Below are 22,256 nucleotides of genomic sequence, written 5' to 3'. Positions count from 1 at the left end.
GATCATGATGAAAAAAGTTGTGAGAATGATAATCATCATAAGCTCATCAGCAGAAGAGAGAGGGTCGAAAAAATGGGGAGAAATAGTCGGAAGATCGTCATGACATGGTTGGCTATCTTGCTGATCGCGATGGCAGGACTGGCAGCGTGCGGCGAGAAAGCAGCGGAGCCGCAGGCGACAGGCACGACACAGCAGCAGCCAGCTGAGCAAAAACCAGCCGCTGACGACAAGGCAGCAGCGGCAGAAACAAGAGTTGTCCGCGATGCGTACGGGGAAGTAACCATCCCGGCCCATCCGCAAAGAGTCGCAGCCATCTACCAGGAAGACTACTTGCTCGCGCTCGGTGTGACGCCGATCGTGCAATGGTACCATCCGGCGTGGGGCAAGCAAGATTACCTCAACCTGGACGTCCCGCAGTTTGACATTACAGGCAGCATGGAAGCTTTGATCGCGGCAAACCCTGATCTGATTATTGTAGACGGGGGCGCGGATGCGCAAAAATACGAGCAATACAGCAAAGTCGCGCCTACGTATAAAATCCCGGACGAACTGCGCAATGACACCATTGGTCGGCTGAAAAACATCGCGGACGTATTGGGCATCCCGGAAAAAGCCGATGAGGCTGTGAAAAAGTACGAGGCAAAAATGTCCGATGCCCGCGCGAAGCTGGAAAAAGCAATCGGCAAGGAAAGCGTAGCCGTCATCCGTCTGAACGTGGGAGACAAGCCGACACTTGCCCTGTTCGGAGAAGGCAATGCGTACACTGGCATCATTTACAAGGAGCTTGGACTTACCCCGTATGAAGCGGCGAAAAATCAGGACACGCACGTCGTCTTGAGCGAAGAGGCGATTCCGACAATCAATGCCGATCACATCATCATCTTCCCGTCGAACGGCGGCTGGGATTCTGCGGAAAACAAAGAGGCGCTGAAAATTCTTCAAGACCCGCTGTGGCAATCCGTCCCTGCCGTGAAAAAAGGCCACGTCTATCAGATGAACCGGACGCATTGGCAGTCTGGCGCCATGCTGGCCAATATGATGAAAGCCGACGATCTGGTGAAGACATTCGTCAAATAAACCGAGCTGTACAGGCGAGCAGAACAAAGACAGGGTGTCCCGAAAGGCAGGTGAAGCTGCGCGGGGCACCTTCTTTTTTCACGGGAAGCGCACATTTGAAAAGGTTCGGACCCGCTCTTTTGCTTGGCAAACCCGGCTTATCCCCGTATAATATACAATGATAATCATTCTCATATAATAGGTGAGGATATGTATACAAACGGGACAGAGAATCAGTTGTATCCGTCGTCCATATACGTGCTGACGGGGATAGAGCGAGGGGTTCTTGCATCGCATGCTTGCCAAGACAGCCATGAACAGAATGATTATGCTATGTTCGTCACGACAGACGGTTCAGGTGTCCTGCAAATCGATCAAACCAGCTATCGGCTGGGGGGAGAGAGCTGCTGGATCACGGAGCCTGGTCAGCATGTGCGCATCTGCACAGCCGAGCGGGATTTGGAATACTATCGCTTGACCTTTCGGATGGTGCCATTGCAGCCGCAGGGAGAAGAGGAGCTTTGGTTTCGCACAGGAGAGATGGTCTGCACTCCTTTTTCCAAATTAGTCGAGGGCATTGAGGAAATATACGCCGTGCGGGAGGAGACGGATCGGCTGGTGCGTTACAGCAGTCACGTACGCTTCGAGACGGTTCTGTCTGACCTTTTCCAGCAAAATGCAACCGGAGGGCCGATGCAGGACCCGCTTCGCGCCGTGGAGCGCTCGATTGAATATGTGAAGCAGCATTACCAGGAGGCGCTGACGGTCGAGCAGCTTGCTCATGAGGCAGCCGTTCCGCGCTGGCGCTATACGCAGCTGTTCAAGGAGTTGACCGGACAAATTCCGCTCGATTATATCAACGGCTTGCGGATCAACCGGGCCAAACAGCTGTTGCTTCTGACAGCGGATCGGGTGCATGAGATCGCGCAAAATGTCGGGTTCAACAGCGAATATTACTTCAATCGCCGCTTCAAGCAAATGGTCGGGCTGGCTCCCGGCAAGTACCGGAATGTCCACCGCGACGATCTGCGCGTCGTCTCTTTGTTTATGGAAGACTACTTGTGTTCGCTGGGCATTACGCCGATTGTGCAATGGGCGCATTCGTACTGGGGCAAGCAGGACTATCTCGGCTTGCAAGACGTCCCGACGTTTGACGTGCTGAAGGATGAAGTGCACGCTTTGTCCAACAGCAACCCGGACGTGATCATGCTGCGTTCCTGCACAGGCTGGGAATCGGCTCACTACGAGCAATGTGCCAAGATCGCGCGGACATGCATGGTGCGCGAGCTCGGGTCAGACTGGCGATCGACGATGCGGATTTTGGGCGATTGGCTGAATCGGCGAGACGCAGCCGACAAGGCGATCGAGCATTATGAAAAAAAAGCCGCCGCTGCCCGCAGCAAGCTGTCAAGCAGCATGAAAGGGCAGACCGTCGCCTTTTTGCGCGTATCGGCAGACATGATCAGCGTGGAAAAGTCGTACTCGGCCCCTGTCATGTTCGACGATTTGGGCATGCAGCCGCATCCGCTGGTCAGGTCGCTCTCTGTGCAGGAGGCAAGAGCCGGGGTGTCGTGGGAATGGCTCTCTGCGCTTGACGCCGACCATATTTTTTACGCTTTTGACAAATGGCATGGAGAAGGAACCGATGCGGAAAAGCTCCAGGTGCACCACCCCGTCTGGCAATCGCTGCGGGCTGTGCGTGACAAGCGGGCGTACGAAGTCGATTTCATGACGTGGATGAATCACGGCATCATCGCCAACCAGAAAAAAATCGAGCACATTTTGCACGTGCTGGCCTAGCATGGACCACGATTGTTGCAAACATACAAAAAAGACCACTCTTTTGTCCATTGACACTCTTTTTGTCAATCGCCTAAAATCCTACTATGATAATAAGAATCAATTTCATGAATTTAGCGAAAGGGAAGGGGAAAGCAACATTTCGTGCATGTACATAATGAATGGAAAAGGTGGCTAGCATGGGTCAACAGACACACACCCTGAAGCAGGGGAGTACATCAAAACAGGAACAGTTTCGCTCGCGGCCATGGGCAGCAACGCTGATCCTCACGGGCGGAGTTTTTGCCTTGATTCTCGGAATGTTTCTGTCTGTCTCATTCGGGGCAGCAGATATTCAGTTTTCTGTCGTTTGGGACGCTATTTTTCATTTTAATCCAGATATTACGCAGCATCAGATCATCCAGGAAATACGCCTTCCCCGCTTGCTCGGTGGAGCGATGGTCGGGGCCAGCTTTGCTGTGGCAGGGGCGATCATGCAAGGGATGACTCGCAACCCGCTTGCCGACTCCGGTTTGCTCGGGCTGAATGCGGGAGCAGGCTTTGTCATTGCTCTCTGCTTTGCCTTTTTCCCGGGGCTGCCTTTCATGTATTTGATCTTGTACGGGTTTTTGGGCGCAGGTGTAGGCGCAGGACTTGTTTACGGAATTGGCTCGATGGCAAAAGGCGGGCTTACTCCGGTGCGGCTCGTGCTTGCAGGGGCAGCGCTCAGCGCCCTGTTGTCTGCTCTTAGCGAAGGGATTGCGCTTTACTTCAAAATTGGACAGGATTTGGCTTTCTGGTACGCAGGCGGGGTAGCCGGGACAAAATGGTTCCAACTTAAAGTGATGTTCCCGTGGATTGCCGCTGCGATCCTCGGGGCGATTGTGTTGTCACGTTCCATCACGATGCTCAGTCTCGGCGAGGACATTGCCAAAGGCTTGGGCCAGCGAACAGCGCTCGTCAAACTGGCGGGTACGGTCATCGTCCTGATTTTGGCAGGTTCGGCTGTCGCTGTCGTCGGTGCGGTTGGCTTCGTCGGACTGATTATCCCGCACTTGACGCGTTATTTGGTCGGGGTCGACTATCGGTGGATTATTCCTTGCTCTGCCATTATGGGCAGCTTGCTCGTCGTTTTTGCCGATTTGGCAGCCAGAATGGTGAATCCGCCTTACGAAACACCTTTGGGCGCCCTGATTGCGCTGATTGGCGTTCCGTTCTTCCTTTACTTGGCTCGTAAAGAAAGAAGGGAGATGTAAATCATGCAACCAGCTACTGCGCAAATCGATGCCCGCAAACGCAGCAGGGGCATCCTCGTCATGATGATTTTGTCTGTGCTCATTTTGATTGCGTTCATCATCAGCATGAACACAGGATATATTCGCTTGTCGCCAATGGATTTGCTCATGACCTTGTTCGGGTCTGGCACCGAGAAGCAAAGCTTGATTTTGTTCGACTTCCGCTTGCCGCGCATCGTCATTTCGCTTTTGATCGGAGCAGGTTTGGCGGTTTCCGGCTGCATCATTCAAGGGATTTCCCGCAACGCGCTGGCTGACCCCGGCATTTTGGGGATCAACGCAGGTGCGGGTTTGATGGTTATGCTGTTCATTTCCTTTTATCCGTCGACGGCTGCCGCTCCTGTTTTCCTGTTGCCTGTCCTGGCGCTGGTCGGAGCAAGCTTGACCGCAGCCCTGATTTTTGTGCTGTCTTACAAGAGACATAAAGGCTTGTCGCCAATTCGCATTCTGCTGACCGGGATCGCGGTCGCAGCGGGGATGAGCGCTGCGATGATCGTGCTGACGCTCAAGCTGAGTCCTGACAAGTACCAGTTTGTCGCAACCTGGCTTGCCGGAAGCATTTGGGGAACCAACTGGAAATTCGTTCTGTCGCTGCTCCCGTGGATTGTCGTCCTGCTGCCGTTTGTCTTTTACAAAGCGCGTGTGATGAACGTCCTGAATTTGGGAGAAGAGCTGTCCATCGGTCTTGGTGCTCCGGTCGCAAGAGAACAGTTGAAGCTGTTGGCCGCATCGGTCGGACTGGCGGCATCTTGCGTGGCTGTCAGCGGCGGGATCGGCTTCGTCGGTCTGATTGGCCCGCATTTGGCGCGCAGACTTGTCGGACCGAAACACGAAATGCTGCTGCCGACATCGGCCTTGGCAGGCGCGCTCCTGGTTATTGTTGCTGATACGATCGGACGCTGGATTTTGCAGCCGTCTGAAATTCCAACAGGCATTGTGGTTGCTGTCATCGGAGCCCCGTACTTCTTGTACTTGCTTGCCCGTTCGAAGTCGTAGAGAAAAAGAAAGGCTTTCATCGTGCGGTGAAGAGGAGGAGGATTCGGTATGCTGCGTCGCTTTTTTGCGTACTACAAGCCGTATATGGGGCTGTTTATAGCAGATTTTTCTTGCGCGATTTTGGCCGCGCTGCTTGAACTGGCGTTTCCGCTTGCTGTCAACCGGGTTGTGGACGATTTGCTTCCGAGCGGAAACTGGCTGCTGATCCTGTACGCGTGCCTGGGGCTTTTGGGCATTTACGTGGTCAGTGCGGCCTTGCACTACGTCGTTACCTATTACGGACACAAGCTCGGCATCAATATTGAATCGGACATGCGCAAAAAGCTGTTTGATCGGGTGCAAAAGCTCTCGTTCCGCTTTTTCGACAACAACAAGACCGGACATCTCGTATCTCGCATGACGAACGACCTGATGGATATCGGGGAGATCGCTCACCATGGCCCGGAAGATTTGTTCATCGCGGTCATGACACTGCTGGGCGCCTTCGGTATCATGCTCAGCATCAACTGGCAATTGGCGGTGCTGACTTTTATCATCGTGCCTTTAATGATTTATTTGTCGATGTATTTCAGCCGCAAAATGTCCCGCGCTTTTGACCGGATGTTTGCCGATGTCGCAGACTACAATGCGCGCGTGGAAAACAACATCAGCGGCATTCGCGTCGTACAGGCGTTTGCTAACGAAAAGCATGAAATCGCACGCTTTGCAGAGAACAACGGGCGCTTCCGCCTGACCAAGCTGCTCACGTACCGCATCATGGCGTGGAACTCGTCGTTGAGCTTTATTTTGATGAAGCTGGTATCGCTGTTTGTCCTCGTGTGCGGAACGTATTACGTCATCCAAGGAAAGATGACGTACGGGGAGTTTATCGCTTTCGTGATGCTGTCGAACGTCTTTTTGAACCCGATTCAGCAGATCAACAACGTCATCGAGACGTTTCCAAAAGGTGTTGCCGGATTCAAGCGTTACCTGGAGTTGCTGGAGACAGAGCCTGACGTCGACGATGCGCCAGACGCGAAGCCTGTCAGCAATCTTCGCGGCGACATCCGCTTCGAGAACGTAACGTTTGGCTATGAAAACAAGGAAAAAGTGCTCCAGGGATTGTCGCTGTCCATTCGCGCTGGCGAGACGGTCGCGCTCGTGGGACCTTCCGGCGCGGGAAAAACGACACTGTGCAGCTTGCTTCCCCGTTTTTACGATGTGGACAGCGGCTCGATCATGATTGACGGCATCGACATTCGTTCCATGACGCTGGAATCGCTTCGTTCGCATATCGGAATCGTGCAGCAGGACGTCTTCCTGTTTGACGGATCGATCCGGGAAAACATTGCCTACGGGAAGCTTGGCGCGACCGATGAAGAGTTGTGGGACGCAGCCAGACGGGCACAACTGGAAGACGTGATCCGCGCCTTGCCAGAAGGACTAGATACGCTGATCGGGGAGCGGGGCGTCAAGCTTTCCGGCGGTCAAAAGCAGCGTTTGTCGATCGCCCGGATGTTCCTGAAAAACCCGCCGATCCTCATTTTGGATGAAGCGACCTCTGCTCTCGACACCGAGACGGAAGCGGCGATTCAGCAGGCGCTTGCAGAGCTGTCCCACGGACGCACGACGCTCGTGATCGCCCACCGCCTGGCGACGATCAAGAACGCAGACCGGATCATTGTCGTCGCCGAACAAGGCATCGCCGAGCAAGGGCACCACGACGAGCTTTTGCAAACGCAAGGCGTGTACAGCAGGCTGCATCAAGCGCAGTTCAGTTCATAGACGATGAAACGGCTGTGATTGTCCGTGGCGTTTCTTCCACAAAAAAGCGAGCGTTCTTCCGCATGAGGGCGGGGGACGCTCGTTTTGCTGTGCTATATGCTAAGTTATGCGCCTTGTACAAGCGGGGCAAAAAGCAGCTGTAAACAAGGAAATCATTGTATAATGTACGGGTAGACATGTTCGTGAAAAGAAAAGCGTATCCTCCAGTTGGTGAGGAACAGGCTGGAGGGTGTTTTGCAGTCGAATCAAACGATAGAAGCTCCCTGTTTGCTATAATACATAGCAAGAGCATGTAGCGGGACAGGAAGGAATGGTAAGCATGATCGACCGATTGGACCATCTGGTGTTGACCGTCCGCGACCTGGAAGCGACTTGCCAGTTTTACGAGCGCGCGCTTGGCATGCAGGTTGTCACCTTCGGCAATGGCAGAAAAGCTTTGCATTTTGGCGCACAAAAAATCAACCTGCATGTGGCGGGACACGAGTTTGAGCCGAAAGCGGGACAGCCGTTGCCAGGCTCTGCTGATTTGTGCTTGATCGCTTCTGTGCCGCTTGCGGCAGTCATCGCCAGGTTTGCAAGCTGCGGGGTGGACATCGAGGAAGGGCCAGTGCACAGGACAGGTGCAGCGGGACTGATCCGTTCGGTTTACGTGCGCGACCCCGACCGGAATTTAATCGAAGTGGCGGAATATGTGGACACACGCGAAGCTGAGCCAATTGAGCGAGGGACGGATGTGGACACACGCGTAGCTGAGTCAATTGAGCGAGGGGCGGATGTGGGCACACGCGAAGCTGAACCGATCGAGCGAGGGACCGATGTGGACACGCGCGAAGCAGCCGACCCAATTAAGCAAGAGCCGGGCGTCCAGCGGATTTTGCAAGTGCTGAACGAGCGCGAGCCGGGGTTTATGGGAGCGAAGCAAACGGGTGTGTTTGGCATTTTGCTTCCTTTGGTGAAGATGGAGGACGGCAAGCTGGGGGTTTTGTTCGAAAAGCGGGCAAGCACGATGCGCAGGCAGGCCAATGAAATTTGTTTCCCCGGTGGACGGGCGGAAGAGGGCGACGAATCGCGCTGGGCGACAGCCCGCAGGGAAACGAGCGAGGAGCTGGGAGTGCCGCTCACAAGCATTCATTACGTCGGCGAGCTGGATCGGTTGATCGGTCCGGGCCATTCTGCGATTTACCCGTTTGTCGGCTACGTGGAGGACATAGCGAAGATGAAGCCGAATCCCGATGAAGTGGGAGAAGTGTTTATCATCTCGCTGGAACGACTGGCTGCCGCTGAGCCTGCGACATACACTTCAGCGCTTGTGAACGAGCCGGAGGATGATTTCCCTTATCACCTGATTCCGGGCGGCAAAAAGTATCCGTGGCGCACAGGCACAGTCGAGCATCTGTTTTACGAGCTGGACGGACGAGTCATCTGGGGGCTTACTGCGCGAGTTTTGGCCCATTTTCTTGAATTGATTCGCCACGAGCCATGACCCTGCCCTCGTGCGTGAATGGAACGAAATAGACAAAAGGGAGTGGAAGAAGCATGTGGAAAGCGAATCCGATTACGTCACGCCTGAAAATCAAATGGCCGATTATCCAGGCACCGATGGCGGGCGGTGCGACAACTCCTGCGCTGGTCGCGGCCGTCTCGGAAGCAGGGGGATTGGGAACGCTGGGAGCTGCCTATATGACTCCACAGCAAATCCGTGAAGCGATACATGCGATCCGCGATTTGACCGACAAACCTTTTGGCGTCAATTTGTTCATCCCGGAAGACTTTGACGCGACCCAGCCGATCGCAGACACGGTTGCTTCCGCGCTCAATGAGGTGCGCCGTGAGCTGGACATTCCCGAAAGCCCGCAAGTCACGCGCTTTCAGGAGTCGTTTGCGGAACAGCTGCAAGTCGTACTGGAGGAAGTGCCTGCGGTTTTCAGCTTTACGTTTGGCATGCTCGACGCGCGTTCACTGCAAGCGCTCAAGCAAAAAGGCGTGACGGTGATCGGGACTGCGACGACGGTTCGCGAGGCAGTCGTGCTGGAAGCGGGCGGCGTGGACATGATCGCAGCGCAGGGCAGTGAAGCAGGCGGGCATCGCGGTTCGTTTTTGCCGGATTCCCCGAGCAATCTGATCGGAACGATGGCATTGGTGCCACAGATCGTGGATCGCGTCAAAATTCCGGTGATCGCAGCGGGCGGGATGATGGACGGGCGAGGCATTGCAGCCGCACTCGCACTGGGAGCGCAGGCGGCCCAGCTCGGAACGGCATTTTTAACGTGTGCGGAAAGCGGCGCGCATGCTTTGCACAAGCAAGCCATCCGGGAGTCGAGCGAAGAGGGCATCGTCATGACACGGGCTTTTTCCGGCAAATGGGCGAGAGGCATCGAGAACGAGTTCATGCGAAAGCTGGCGCCACTGGATCAGGAATTGCCCGCCTACCCGGTGCAAAATGCCCTCACCAAAGACATTCGCGCCGCTGCGGGCAAGCAGCAGAAATCCGCGTATATGTCGATGTGGGCGGGACAGGCGGCACCGCTTGGCAGGGAGCTTGGCGCAGGCGAACTGGTCTTGCGGCTCGTAGAGGAAACGAAGCGTGCATGCGCAGGACTTGTGCAGGAATAGCAAGGAAACAGGTGCGGCATCATTACGGACAGACTACGGCAGTGCGTTGACGGAGGAATGGAGATGGAACAGGAATACGCTCTTCGAGGAACAATCATTGCAGACGGACAGGAAATCAGGGACGGGCTTGTCGTAGTGGCGGCAGGGAAGATCGTGTACGCAGGGGAAGCCGAAGCTTATGCGGGCGAATGCCCTGCACAGCTGCTGACGGTGGAAAACGGGCGGATTTGCCCAGGACTGGTAGACATGCACATGCACGGGATCGACGGCCACGACACGATGGACGGGACGCCGGAATCTTTGCAGGCCATTTCCGGCGCGCTTGCCCGATATGGCGTCACTTCTTTTTTGGCGACGACGATGACGGCTCCTTACGCCGAGCTTGAGCCTGTGCTGGAAAACATTGCGCGCGCAAGCCAGGCTGGCTTGCCGGGGGCAGAGGCGATCGGGATTCACCTGGAAGGACCGTGGATCAACCCGCGTTACAAAGGGGCGCAAAAGGAAGAAAACATCTCCCTGCCCAGACTGGATGCGGTGAAGCGAATGTACGAGCTGGCCCAAGGGCTGATCAAGGTCGTGACGATTGCTCCCGAGCAGCCGGAAGCGCTCGAAGCGATTGCCTGGCTCAAGGAGCGCGGCGTGATCGTCTCGGCAGGCCATACAGGGGCGACGTTTGTCCAGGCGGCTGAAGCTGTGGATGCGGGCGTGCGCCACTTCACGCATTGCTTTAACGCCATGACCGGATTGCATCACAGAGAGCCGGGAGTGGTCGGTGCTGCGATGTACCACGAGCATTTGAGCACCGAGTTGATTGCCGATGGCATCCACGTCCATCCTGCGGTCATGCGAATTTTGTATCGGGTGAAAACGCCGGAGCGGCTCGCGCTGGTCAGCGACTCGATGCGCGCTACTGCGCTCGGAGAAGGCACTTACGACTTGGGCGGGCAAGAGGTTCGCGTCCGCGACAATCAGGCGCAGTTGGCGGACGGGACATTGGCTGGCAGCATTTTGACCTTGAACAAAGCCGTAGCAAACATGGTGACGCTGAGCGGTGTACCACTGGCGGAAGCGGTAGAGATGGCATCGCATACGCCAGCCGCTATCCTCGGATACGGGGAGCGAAAAGGTCGGCTGGCAGCCGGATACGATGCCGACATGATCGTGTTGGATGACGATTTTGAAGTGGCGATGACCTTCGTTGCCGGAAAACGCGTATACGAACGCGCTCAGTAATCCAATCCATAAGCGTAAAAAAGCAGCCCAGATGCGCTGGGGCTGCTTTTTTTTGTCGTATACTGCTGCACGGGCAGGGGGACGCGTGGATGAAACCATGCGCCGGGGCTGCTTTTTTGTACTGCCTACTACTGCATGGGCAGGGCGGCGCGTGGATGAAACAATGCGCCGGGGCTGCTTTTTTGTACTGCCTACTACTGCATGGGCAGGGCGGCGCGTGGATGAAACCATGCGCCGGGGCTGCTTTTTTGTACTGCCTACTACTGCATGGGCAGGGCGGCGCGTGGATGAAACCATGCGCCGGGGCTGCTTTTTTGTACTGCCTACTACTGCATGGGCAGGGCGCGCGTGGATGAAACCATGCACTTGGACTGTTTTTTGCACCGCCTACTGCTGCACGGGCTGCGAAGCATGCGGGTGAAACCAGACTTTTTGAAAGTCCAGCCAGCCGGACGGATTGATCGTGACGCCGCGAACCGACTTGTGAAAAGAAGCTTGCGATTTCTTTTGCACAAGGTACAAAACGGCATGGTTTTCTTGGATCAGCGCTTCTATGTGCGCGAGCTTTTGTTGCCGGACGGATTCGTCTGCCTCCCGAAAAAGGGCAGCAGTCTCTCGATGAACCGCTTCGGCTAACGGTGCGTCAAAGCTGGGCAGGAAGTAGTTCTTTTGCAAGTACATTTCCAGTTCACTGATTTCATCATGGCTAAAAACGTTTCCGAACAGTTGGCAGTCGTGCTCCGGCAGCAAATCGTGATTCGCAAACTCAAACGGCTCGCGAACGTCGATTTCCAGGTGAATGCCGTAGTCTTTGCAGCGGGCTTGAATCCACAAGGCGTCCGGCTCGTGATAGGACGTCATGACCATGCGCAGCGTCTCTCCCTGGTAGCCGCTTTCCGCAAGCAGGGCGGCAATTTGCGCAGCGCTTGGGCGGGGCGTTCGTTCCGCTGACCAAGTCGCAAGCTGCGGAGAGAAGGGGCGGAAGCCTTTTGCCGGAAAGACGCGATCTCCTCCAAGCTCGGCAATCATCTGCTCGCGATCGATGAGCAAGTCGAGCGCCTGGCGGAATTTCGGATGGTTTTGCGGCCCGGTTTTCCATTGGTTAAAGACGAGCAGGTTGCAGCAGGAAAACAGCGTCTCCAGATCGCACCAATCGCGGCTGTCGCGGATGATTGCTTCCCTTAATGCTTCGGCTTTTGTGGCCACACCGTGGGACATCATGACAGACGTCCAGTCCGGTTCATGGAGAATGCCTGTTTCCAGATCGGGGAACAGGAGGATTTCCACACGGTCAAGCTGCGGCCTCCCCTGAAAATGTCCCGAAAAAGCTTCCAAAATGCAAATGCCTTCATCCAGACGGACGAGCTGGAACGGGCCAGTCCCGATCGGGTTTTTCCCAAACTCGCCAGCCGTCTCCAGGACGATCTCTGCCGGGACGATGCTGGTGGGCGTAGTGGAAAGCATCCGCAGAAACAAGTAGTTCGGCTCCTGCAACAAAATCCGCACCGTTCTGGCATCAACTGCTTCCAACTGCGCGATATCGCCAAGCATCCAGCTTGCTTCATACTTTTCCGGATGCGAGCGCAGCCGGTCCAGCGAAAAGACAACATCGTGCGCGGTCAGCTCCCGACCGTGGTGAAACACGACATTTTTCTTCAAATAAAACGTCCACTCCTTGTGATCCGCGCTCATTTCCCACGAGTGGGCAATGCTTGGATGGATCGTCCGGCTGTCCGTGTCGAAGTGAACGAGTGTATTGAAAAGCTGGCGGACCAAATGCGCATCGAAGTGATAGTACACCTGCGCGGGGTCCAGTGTGACAATGCTGCGGTAGACCGGGAAGCGCAGCGTGTCCTGATAATGGTTCGACTCGCTCGGTGTGCAATAGCCAAGTTCTGCCGAGAGCCACTCCATGAACTGCTCTTTGACAGCGGGCTTGCCGAAGCGATTCAAAAGCTCCATAGCTTCTGTGACATCGCCTTGCTCCATGCGCTGCTTTCCTTCCGCAAGCAAGATGGCATCGGCATCCGCCAGAAACGTCAGGACGGAGGCATTGCCCCGGCCAAGCCCAGGCTGCCAGTCGATCCAGCCCATTTCTGCCAGCTTGCGGACGATCAGCTTCGCGTTTCGGGGGGTACAGTGCCAAAGTCCGCTCAATTTTTCAATCGTGACGGGGAACGGTTTGGCCGTTTCTTCCTGCTGAAAGAACAGGCGCAGCTCCAAAAAGTAGAGAACGGTAACCATGAAGGCCCCCCTTTGTTTTTGGGAAAAGGTGACAGAGTTTGCTTACACCTTACCCTTTTTCGCTTTTCTCAGATCAATATACTGAAGATAACACGACAGACGAAAAACAGGAATGGGGAGAGCAAACAAGATGAGCAAAAGGTTTCCGTTACCGCGCTTTCATCCCGTGGCATGGGGCGTCATCATCGGCACCTTTTTATCGCGGACGGGTTTTTTCATGACGCTGCCTTTTCTCGGGATTTACTTGGGCAAAGGAAAGGGAATCGACCCGGCCGTAGTTGGCGCGATTTTGGCGATGAGCCTTTTGGTGGGCACGGTCAGCAGCTTCGCTGGGGGAGCGTTGTCAGATCGGTTGGGGCGCTATCCGGTCATGATCGCCTCTATGGGGCTTTGGAGCTTTGTCCTGGTCGGCTTCACGCTGGCGAGCGAGACGTGGATGTTCTTCCTTTTGAGTGCGCTGAACGGTTTGTGCCGCAATGTATTTGAACCGACGGCGCGTGCCCTGCTCGCTGATTTTACCCCGGACAGCCAGCGCAGGGGTGCTTTCAACGCCAGGTATTTTGCCATCAACCTGGGGGGAGCGATCGGGCCGCTGATTGGGTTGAAGCTCGGCGCAGGCAGTTCGTCCTCCATGCTGCCGTTTCTGATCAGTGCGGTGATTATGGCGCTGTATGCGGTCATCCTGGTCGTGTTCATGATCTTGTTCAAGCAACAACTGCGGGAGCATTCCGATTCGATTCCGATGGGGCAGATGGCGCGGATCGTGTTCACAGACAAAGTGTTTTTGTATCTGTTGCTCGGCAATTTGTTTGTGGCTGGAGCCTATACGCACCTGGATACGACGCTTGCCCAGTACATCGGTCACGACCGGGTCGAGGCTTACTCCTTCCTGTTCGTGATGAACACGTTGTCTGTCCTCGTCTTTCAATATCCGCTTGCCAGGCTGATGAAACGCTATTCTGCCATGACGGCCCTGAAAGTCGGCTGCCTCCTTTTCGGACTCGGCTTGTTCGGGTTCGGACTCTTCACCAATTTGTTCTGGCTGTCAGTGTCGATGGTGGTCTTTACCATCGGGGAAATTTTATGCTTTGTCATCGGTGATGTACTGATCGGAGAAATCGCTCCCGAGCATATGCGAGGCGCCTATTACGGCGCGAGCGGCTTCGCTTTTCTGGGGCAGAGCGCCACTGCGTGGATCGGCGGTTTGCTGCTTCAGCAATTGGGCTTTGACCAAGGGCCAGTTATTTTCGCGATCTTGATGCTGCTGACCTTTTTGGCCTTGCCGTTTTTCCAGCGCGGTCAAAGACTGTGGGAACAGCGTCAGCAGAAGACGCAAGATTGTGAACAACCTATACAAATCACGATTTGAAAAGAGGGATTAGAATGAATCAGATTCAGCAATTTCAAGCGCTTCATCATGCAGACGAGATGTTGTTTTTGGGAAATGCCTGGGATGTCCTTTCGGCACGCACGTTGGAGCAGAGCGGCTTTCGGGCCATCGGGACGACGAGTTGGGGCGTTGCGGCTTCTCTCGGATACAAAGATGGGGAAAACATTGACTTTGCCTTGCATTTGTCCATCATCAAGCTGATCGTGGATCACGTGAACATTCCGGTTTCCGCCGACATTGAGGCGGGCTATGCAGAGACTCACGGGCAAATTGTCGAGAACGTGCTGCGAACGGCTGACCTGGGGGTTGCCGGGATCAACATCGAGGACTCTTTCAAACGAGGGCCGGGGTTAAAAGAGATCGCCGATCAGGCGAAACTTTTGCAGACGATGAGGGCTGCTCTCGACAACCGTGGCTTCGCTGCTTTTTACATCAATACGCGGATCGACACGTATTTCCGGCGAGAGGACCCGTTCGCGGAAACGATTGAGCGCGGACTGGCTTACGTCGAGAGCGGGGCGAGCGGCATTTTCGTTCCGGGGATCGTCGAGGAGGAGCAAATCAGAGCGATTGCCCAAGCGGTGCGTGCGCCGCTGAATGTCCTGTCGCGCCCCACCCTGACGAATGCCGAGCGCTTGGCAGAGTGGGGAGTCAAGCGGCTGAGCATCGGGAATGACTTTTACGACCATGTTGCTGATTTTGCAAAAGCGAGTGCCTCCAAGCTGGCGGCTGACCGTGACACGGCCCTGCTGTATGCAGCGAATCGCCAAGGATAAATCTCCACATATTGCCACCTGCCCCTGGTATTTGGTATCGTTTCCTGAGAACGAGAAAGATGCTAGGGAGGAGTGAACCGAAAGACGGATGGAGCTGAAAAAAGGCACGATTTTGCGGGGAGCCTACCGGATCAAAAAGACCGTCTCCACGAGCGAGCTGTCCCATGTGTATCTCGTTTACCACATGGAGGCCAAAAAGACGAGAATTGTGAAGGAGTTTTTCCCGAGAGCACTGGCGATGCGCGACCTGAATAACCGCAGCGTCATCTGCCGGAAGCCATCGTCAAAAGCGCGATTTCAGACGCTGCTGGAGAGCTTTTGGCAGGAAGCGGCGATTTTGCAGGAGCTGCGCCATGAGCATATCGCTCCTTATGTCGATCACTTTGCAGAAAATGGGACAGGCTATCTGGTCGTGGAGTATTGCAAAGGCAAGACGCTTGACCAGTTTGTGCAAGAGCAAGGGGAGCTGGATGTCGCTGCTTTCGTGCAGACAACCGTGCTCCCGCTCCTGGCAAGCTTGGACTACATCCACAAGCAAGGGATCATCCATCGGGATATCAAGCCGCAAAACATCGTGATGACCGATGAGGGAAAGCCGATGCTGATTGATTTCGGCTCGGCTATTCGCTTTGCAACCGACGCCCCCCGCCAGATCGTGACGACGGAAGGATACTCTCCGCTCGAATTTTATTCCAGCCAGTCCCGACAAGGTGTTTTTTCCGATGTGTACAGCTTGTCGGCTACTCTCTATTTTTGCCTGACCAGGCACCGTCCGGCCGATGTGGCGACGCGAGTGATCGAGGATCGGCTGCCGTCCGTTCGCGAGCTGAATCCGACTGTGCCGCGGCTGATCGCGAATGTCATTGCGTGGGGCATGGCAGTCGAGGCGAAAAAAAGATGCCCCTCACTTCGGGTGCTGGCAGCAGCCGTCCGTGCGGAGCATCTGTTGAGAGCGGGCAAGTCTCGCTTGCAGACCCCCTTTCTCGCAAGCAAAAGCAAATAGTCCGTTATGCCGTTTCCCAGTTCCCAGCTTGGTGGGGGCTGGGTTTGCTTTCTTTGTAGCGCAGTTCAATCTCGGTGACATGATCCTCAAACGTCACGTAAATTTTGTCGTTGTAGTGGAGCACCACTTTTTTATGGCGAGGCAAAATGTCCTTGCCTTTTTGCAGTGTGCACTGGCTGTGGCTGATCATGACCAAAGTCTGGTTTTTCCCTGGCTGGAAGTAAATTTTGTGTGCTTCCGGCAGGTGCTCGTTGACGTCGAGGCTTGAAAACAGCTCGTGGAGCGTGATGCGTTGCTTTTTGCCAAACGCGGCGAGCGGCCAAAACTTCACGGGAATGTCGTTGCCGCTGGCGGTGTGAAGAAAATACCCTTCCAAACGGCCGCTAAAATTCGGTTTCGGGCGCATGAACCAGTAGGCGCCTGCGCCAATTGCGGCAAGAGCGAGAACAATCAGTCCGATTGTGATGTAGCGATCCCAGACAGAATGAACCGTGATGACAAGCGAGCCAGTCACGCTTGCCCCTTCGGAATCGGTAGCCGTGATAGTGATCGCGGAAGTGCCGCTTTTGCTCGGCACGAGCTTCAACCCGGATTCGTGGATGCTTGCCCCAAAATGATCGGCGGGAGTAGGAGAGACGATCGCATAGGTGAGCTTGTCCTGATTGGCATCGGTGAAATAAGCAGCGAGGTCAATTGTCTGCTCGCCGTTTTCCTTTTCGATGGTCAGCTTGTTTTTGGCTACTGCCACGGGCGCGATGTTGGCGATTTCGAATGTTTTGCTTGCCGTCTCGCGGTAAAAGTCCGGGCCGCTCATGAAAATTTTCCACTGGTACTGCCCGGAGTGCGGGAACACATAGTCGGTTGTGAAGACCGTTCCCCCGTTTTTCAGCGGAATTTTTTCGGTTTGCTTTTTCGCGATGTCGGTGACGATCAATTCGGCCTGCATCAAACCGTAGACGTCCCGATCTTCCAGGCGCTGATTGCCCTCCAGCTGGGTCAAATAAGTCGTGAAGGTCGCCGGATTGCCTTTGGAGACAGGATCAGGTGCAACCTGTACATCGGCTTTCAGACTGTAGTTGCCCAGCAAATTGACTTTGACCAGGTCGCCCGGCCGTCCGCGGAATTTGACCAGATAGCTCCCCTTTGTCGGCTGCTCGATTTTCATCAGAGAGTATTTTTTCGATTGGATAAAATGCACATTTTTCGACTGGTAGTAGACTTGTGACTCCAGCAGCGGATGGTTCGACAACAGCACGATGTTCGCTTCCTGCATGCTGGCGTTCGGGATGTTTACCGTGACCTCTTGCAAGCTTCCCGTCGCCGTCATGGCTGCTACCGACACAAGCTGCGACTGGATGTGCTTCGCAAAAATTTGATTGAAAATCTCCGGCAAATCATCTGTGCTTTGCGTGACAAAAGAAGTCCCGCCTGTCGTCTCCGCGATTTTTTTCAGCTGCTCTTTTTGCACAGAGCCATCGCTGTTCAGCCCGATTGTGTAGATCGGGTAGCCCTCCGCTTTCGCTTTTGCCATAACCGACTCCACATCTTTGTTCGATGCCGCGACGCTTCTGCCATTGGCGTTTTGGCGCAGATCGGTTCCCCCATCCGAGAGCAGGATCAAAAACGGCTTTCGCGATTGATCCTTCGCTCTGGCAATCAGTTCTTCCCCTTTTCGCAAGCCAAGCCCCATATCGGAATATCCCGAATAACGCAACCCTTGAATCTTGCTTTTCAACTGCTCGCGCTGTCTGCTCTCCGCCATGCTGGTGAGCGGCTGCGTCTGGACGATTCGATCATTATAGGCGACAAAGCCGATCCGGGTACGACTAGCTTCGCTCATGTCGATAAACATGCCCATGACCTCGGCAGCTGTTTTCCCAGGGTCTGTCTGGTTCATCGAATTGCTCGTATCAATGACAAAAACCGCATCGATTCCTGCTTCACCCGTCCCGGTTGCCCCGCTTGGAAGGGGAGAGAAAAGGAGGAGGAAAGGCAGGAGGATACCGCTAACCACCCATTTGAACGCCAGGGAGAACGGAGGAGGATGTCCAGTTTTTTTGTACATGTTTTCACTCTTTTCCTTAAAAGTTTGCAAATTGTTCACATTTTGCTGCAACAGGACTATTTGCCCATAAATCAACTTCCGGCTAAACGGCGGACACCATTTTGCCGAGGTATATAAAGTGAAATAATAGCCTTTTTTGTAAAAATAAGGTTTATTCTGTCCTTTCTTGTCAGTATTTCGAGTTATGGGCGCATCCGGCGCTGTGCGGGCAGGGCGGCAGAAGTAGGGACAAAGTAAGGTGTGATGCTGGTTTTGTCGGGAAAAGTAGGCGGGAAGACTCCCTGGATTCAGCATAAAGTGCTCAACCAGAAAAAGGAAGATGAGTGGAATAAAATGGGTCTAAATACCAGAAACGGTAATGGTGCACATAGGAAAATTGTCATAATAGAGGGTTTGTTGACAAAATATGGCGAGCGAGTTTAATTTAGAGGCAAGATTTTTGGTTTTATTGGGATTTATGTAATCAACTGTAATTGATTGTGGAAGTAGGACTCATACACTCCTGAGTTAGGACCACGCATTTACGAGAGACAAAAGGAAGGGGTCATTTATGGACATTATTAACCAGACCAACAGAACCATGCTGTTCGAAGAGATCAACCCGGAGAAACTCGACCTCATCACGATTGTAGGCGACGTCAAGGGCATCGACAGTTTGAGCGACGACAAGATCAAGGAAATCAACGAGCATTTGCTTGTGAAAAGCTTCGATGAGTTTTTGGACAAGTTCTCCCCGACTGTCTATTCGTTCTACAACGCCGTAAACCAAAAGGTTATGTACACCTTGAAAAAGCCTGATGGCATTGCGGAAGATGCGATTTCCGAGATCAAGATCGACCAGAGCAATGACTTTTTGAAAATGCTGTTCACACTGATCGATACTAAGCGCAGCCAGGGAATCACGAACGTCGACTTTAAATTCGAGAATCTGCTGGACATGATCTCCCCGAAAAAAGTGATGGACGATATCCGTCAGGTGCGTAAAGAGATTCACTACTTGTACAGCCACTACGAAAAGCTGGACGATGGCGATCCGAAGAAGCTCGATCTCGGCGACAAGCTGAACATCATGTTTGAAGATGCGAGCAAAAACTACAACAACGTCATGGCCATGCTCCCGCTCGCGATTGAAGATATCAAGACCCGTCTGCTTCTCGGCGGGGCGCAAGAGGAGAACCAGTCGGAAGCGATTCAGATCGGGATGCTGACGATCGGGGAAAACGGTGAGCTGAAAATCATCGAAGCGCCGAAAAGCGACAGCCGCGAGCTGATGGTTCTCGACGAGGGCAACGGCAACGGATTGATGAACGTGTTCGAGGATGATTACGAGTCGATTACCGAAACGCCGTCCTCCTATGTCAAAGATTTGGTAGTGCGCACGTTCTGCCCGCTGCCTGCCGTTCATAGCGAGATCGACATTGAGACAGAGGTGCAAAACTACAACACGTACCTCGAATTTTATAAAAACGCGAAGGATGACTTCGTGAAAACAGTCAAGCCGCTGGTCGAGAAAATTCTCGGCGTGAAAATGTTCTTCGATCAGTACGTGACCAAGAACAAAGGCATGCAGCCTGCGATGCTCATCACCAACACCAAGCTGGACATGCTGGTGAAAAGCAGCAACATCCCGCGCCTGGAGACGTATCTCAACACCGTCAACGCGAAAAACGACTTCACCGATACGATCTGGTTCGGAATCGTGCCTTCCATCGACATGGAAGCTGGCGCCAAAGCGAAAGTCACACGCGAGCGCTTCCGCGGCAACGAAAAGGTCGTCAAACAGGACGGCAATACGATGGAGTCGCTGACGATGCTGCTGCAAGTAGTCAAAGACTTCAAGGTCCAAATTTTCTTCAGCTTCAGCACGGGCGAAGAGACGACCTTCAACAGCATGGCGACTGCCGGCATCGACAAGTACATCGACAAGTGCGGCGTGCTTGTGCGCAAGGAGTACAGCGAGTTTGCGATCCCGTGCGTTCCGAACTTTACGATTATTCCGAAGGACAAATCGGGAGTGGTCATCGACAGCCGCATGCTGCAAACCGAAGACGGCGTGAAGCTGTCGCAGGAAAAAGAAGACATCCTGAAGCTGTGGATCGAAGGCGTTTACGTCGGAGCGAGCTACGTAGCGGCAGGGATTGTGGCGGCGTATCAGTGTCCGGAGTATTTGCGCGAAGCATTCAAGGTGGTCAGCCGCGAGTATCCAGGCGTGCGCTTTGACATCGAAGCGGGCGAAAACGGTCTGCGTGCGATTACGACCATGGCCAAGGAAATCTCCGGCTTTACGAACAACATCAAAGATTCGATCAACCGCAAAAACTTTGGCTTTGTCTTCTCTTCGGAAAATGCGCAAATCCAGGGCAAGGATATCAAGCGAATCACGGTGTACAAGGCGCGCAGCCTGGCGATGGCCGAGGATGGCTTCGATTCCATCTACAAAACGCTGGTCAGCACCTACATCGAGCGGATTCTCCGCTTCCAGACGGGCGATTTCAAGCACGACAACATCGTCAAATTTTTCAGCAACAACCCGAGCAGCCAAAAGAGCAAATGGCTCGGCACACGCGGCTTTGTCAACTCCATCATTCAGGATGGCGACGACATGAGCTATATCATCGACGACAAGAGCAATCTGTGCCACATCGATCTGATCTTCAATGGCAATGTGAAAAATCTGGAAGTCACGATCACGAAGGGTACGACTCCTGTCAAAGCTTAGTACCTGATTTCAGTCGGGAGAGCTTTTTATGAAATGGATTCACACATTACGCAGGTGGCTAGAGGTGTGCTTTCCAAAGCGCACCCTTACACATAAGCCTCGAAGCCCATCCGGTCATTCGAGAGCACACATATACGCCAAGGAGGTTTTTTTCATGGGTTTTCGACTCAAAGTAGAAGGTTCCGAAACAATCGAGCTGGGAATGGACAACATCCAGACAGTCAAGTACGACACGGATACTCCAGATGATTCCAACGCTCGTTCCACTGACGTAGGGGCAACACTGCGTCTGACAGGCAAAATCATTACAGCAACGGACGGCGACAGCGCCGATGACACGATGAAGCTGGCTCTGTGGTCTTTGGTTCCAGCGGAAAAAGCAGACTGCTACCGCAAAGTGACACTGGAAGTGATCGCTGCTGACCAGGTCATTCGCAAAATCTACTTCCCGAACGCTTTCGTCGTCGATTACAACGAGACATTCGGCGATACAGAAGGTGTTGGTACATTCAGCATCTTCATCAAACAAAAGAAAGACAAAACCGAGTTCGCGAAAATCGAAGGCGGCTACGCTGTCTAGTCTTTTGCCGCGAAGGACTGGCCAAACGGTCGCATCCAGCGGATCGACCGCAAGCGGTCACAGCTTCTTTTCTTTCAAAAGAGTAAACGAGCCGTACCTTGAAAGCCGTGTTCAAGGTACGGTTTTCCAAAAAGCCAGACAGAGGGTGCTGTGGTGAAAAATTATTACGAGATTTTGGGGCTTGCGAAGACGGCCTCCCAAAACGACATCAAAAAAGCGTACCGACAGTTGGCGAAGCAGCACCATCCCGATGTGAATGCGGGGAGCAAGGAGTCCGAACAGCTTTTCAAAGATATAACAGAGGCGTACCAGACTTTGCAGGACGAGTCTGCGCGGGAAGCCTACGACGCGCGTTACGAAGCGTTTGTCCAGGGAAGAGGACAAGCCCGTGAAAGAAACGGCGCTGAGCAAGCAAGGGCGCAGGGCCAGGCGAAAGCGAACCAGCAGCGAGCGAATCCGGGCGCTTCGATGGAAGATTTGCACAAGACGTTTGAGCAGTTTTTCGGCTTTCATCCGAAAACAGGAGAGGTCAACGAGAAGAGCATGAACCGCGGCAAAAAAAATCCGCTGGATACCACAGATACGTTCGAGCAGTTTTTTCGCATGAAGAAAAAATAAGACGCTGTCACCCAAGACAGAGCAGCTAACCAAACAGACGGCATACCTAAAAAGGAAAAATCGGGCGACATCCTGACAGCAGGCGAAGAGACCGAAACGATGACAAGGCGGATGGCCGCTCTTTT

General features: G+C 54.0%; 16 protein-coding genes. 14 read left to right on the top strand and 2 right to left on the bottom strand.

Translation table 11 applies throughout. From position 1 onward, the window contains the following. The first annotated feature begins 99 nt into the window (after window positions 1–99). From EDM60_RS22305 to nagA, 8 genes are all read left to right on the top strand, one after another. Window positions 100–1,077 (top strand): ABC transporter substrate-binding protein, encoded by a 978-nt coding sequence (locus EDM60_RS22305; RefSeq protein WP_229049736.1) that lies wholly within the window; start codon window positions 100–102, stop codon window positions 1,075–1,077. A gap of 312 nt (window positions 1,078–1,389) precedes the next feature. Next, window positions 1,390–2,856: an AraC family transcriptional regulator gene (locus tag EDM60_RS22300; RefSeq protein ID WP_233454160.1), complete on the top strand. Its 1,467-nt coding sequence runs from the start codon at window positions 1,390–1,392 to the stop codon at window positions 2,854–2,856. Window positions 2,857–3,035: 179 nt separating this feature from the next. Then, entirely contained in the window at window positions 3,036–4,091 is a 1,056-nt protein-coding gene (locus EDM60_RS22295; protein WP_122965934.1) for a FecCD family ABC transporter permease, read from the top strand. Between the two features lie 3 nt (window positions 4,092–4,094). Beyond that, window positions 4,095–5,126 carry a FecCD family ABC transporter permease gene (locus tag EDM60_RS22290; protein ID WP_122965933.1) on the top strand — a complete coding sequence of 344 codons (1,032 nt, stop codon included), beginning with the start codon at window positions 4,095–4,097 and terminating at the stop codon, window positions 5,124–5,126. 48 nt (window positions 5,127–5,174) lie between these two features. Next, window positions 5,175–6,890, top strand: coding sequence for an ABC transporter ATP-binding protein (locus tag EDM60_RS22285; RefSeq protein WP_122965932.1), 1,716 nt, complete (start codon window positions 5,175–5,177; stop codon window positions 6,888–6,890). Window positions 6,891–7,209: 319 nt separating this feature from the next. Beyond that, window positions 7,210–8,373, top strand: a complete 1,164-nt coding sequence (locus tag EDM60_RS29250) for a VOC family protein (RefSeq protein WP_233454161.1) — start codon at window positions 7,210–7,212, stop codon at window positions 8,371–8,373. Between the two features lie 53 nt (window positions 8,374–8,426). Further along, window positions 8,427–9,503: an NAD(P)H-dependent flavin oxidoreductase gene (locus tag EDM60_RS22270; RefSeq protein ID WP_122965931.1), complete on the top strand. Its 1,077-nt coding sequence runs from the start codon at window positions 8,427–8,429 to the stop codon at window positions 9,501–9,503. Window positions 9,504–9,566: 63 nt separating this feature from the next. Then, window positions 9,567–10,736 carry an N-acetylglucosamine-6-phosphate deacetylase gene (gene nagA / locus EDM60_RS22265; RefSeq protein ID WP_122965930.1) on the top strand — a complete coding sequence of 390 codons (1,170 nt, stop codon included), beginning with the start codon at window positions 9,567–9,569 and terminating at the stop codon, window positions 10,734–10,736. Between the two features lie 387 nt (window positions 10,737–11,123). Here the strand turns inward: nagA and EDM60_RS22255 are convergent, their stop codons facing one another. Beyond that, entirely contained in the window at window positions 11,124–12,980 is a 1,857-nt protein-coding gene (locus EDM60_RS22255) for an SgrR family transcriptional regulator (protein ID WP_122965928.1), read from the bottom strand. 130 nt (window positions 12,981–13,110) lie between these two features. On the opposite strand from EDM60_RS22255, the gene EDM60_RS22250 reads away from it, so the two are divergent. The 3 genes from EDM60_RS22250 to EDM60_RS22240 all read left to right on the top strand — a co-directional run bounded on the left by EDM60_RS22250 (window position 13,111) and on the right by EDM60_RS22240 (window position 16,149). After that, window positions 13,111–14,349, top strand: a complete 1,239-nt coding sequence (locus EDM60_RS22250) for an MDR family MFS transporter (protein WP_122965927.1) — start codon at window positions 13,111–13,113, stop codon at window positions 14,347–14,349. Between the two features lie 14 nt (window positions 14,350–14,363). Further along, a complete protein-coding gene (locus EDM60_RS22245; protein WP_122965926.1) occupies window positions 14,364–15,146 on the top strand; it encodes an isocitrate lyase/PEP mutase family protein in 783 nt (260 codons plus the stop codon). 88 nt (window positions 15,147–15,234) lie between these two features. After that, window positions 15,235–16,149 carry a serine/threonine protein kinase gene (locus EDM60_RS22240; RefSeq protein WP_122965925.1) on the top strand — a complete coding sequence of 305 codons (915 nt, stop codon included), beginning with the start codon at window positions 15,235–15,237 and terminating at the stop codon, window positions 16,147–16,149. A gap of 4 nt (window positions 16,150–16,153) precedes the next feature. On the opposite strand, the gene EDM60_RS22235 is transcribed toward EDM60_RS22240, so the two are convergent. Next, window positions 16,154–18,214 (bottom strand): VWA domain-containing protein, encoded by a 2,061-nt coding sequence (locus EDM60_RS22235; RefSeq protein ID WP_122965924.1) that lies wholly within the window; start codon window positions 18,212–18,214, stop codon window positions 16,154–16,156. A gap of 550 nt (window positions 18,215–18,764) precedes the next feature. Between EDM60_RS22235 and EDM60_RS22230 the strand changes: the two genes are divergently transcribed. The 3 genes from EDM60_RS22230 (at window position 18,765) to EDM60_RS22220 (ending at window position 22,131) form a co-directional block, all read left to right on the top strand. Continuing rightward, window positions 18,765–20,933 (top strand): transcriptional regulator, encoded by a 2,169-nt coding sequence (locus EDM60_RS22230; RefSeq protein WP_122965923.1) that lies wholly within the window; start codon window positions 18,765–18,767, stop codon window positions 20,931–20,933. 154 nt (window positions 20,934–21,087) lie between these two features. Continuing rightward, window positions 21,088–21,513 (top strand): membrane-associated protease 1, encoded by a 426-nt coding sequence (locus EDM60_RS22225; RefSeq protein ID WP_122965922.1) that lies wholly within the window; start codon window positions 21,088–21,090, stop codon window positions 21,511–21,513. A 153-nt stretch (window positions 21,514–21,666) separates the two neighbouring features. Next, on the top strand, window positions 21,667–22,131 hold the full coding sequence (locus EDM60_RS22220; RefSeq protein ID WP_122965921.1) for a DnaJ domain-containing protein: 465 nt from the start codon (window positions 21,667–21,669) through the stop codon (window positions 22,129–22,131). Window positions 22,132–22,256: the final 125 nt, after the last annotated feature.

Origin of the sequence: Brevibacillus parabrevis (assembly GCF_003710905.1) — a bacterium.
Classification (GTDB): Bacteria; Bacillota; Bacilli; order Brevibacillales; family Brevibacillaceae; genus Brevibacillus; species Brevibacillus parabrevis.
The sequence above is the reverse complement of the archived record's forward strand: the minus strand, read 5'-3'. Positions and strand labels throughout refer to the sequence as shown.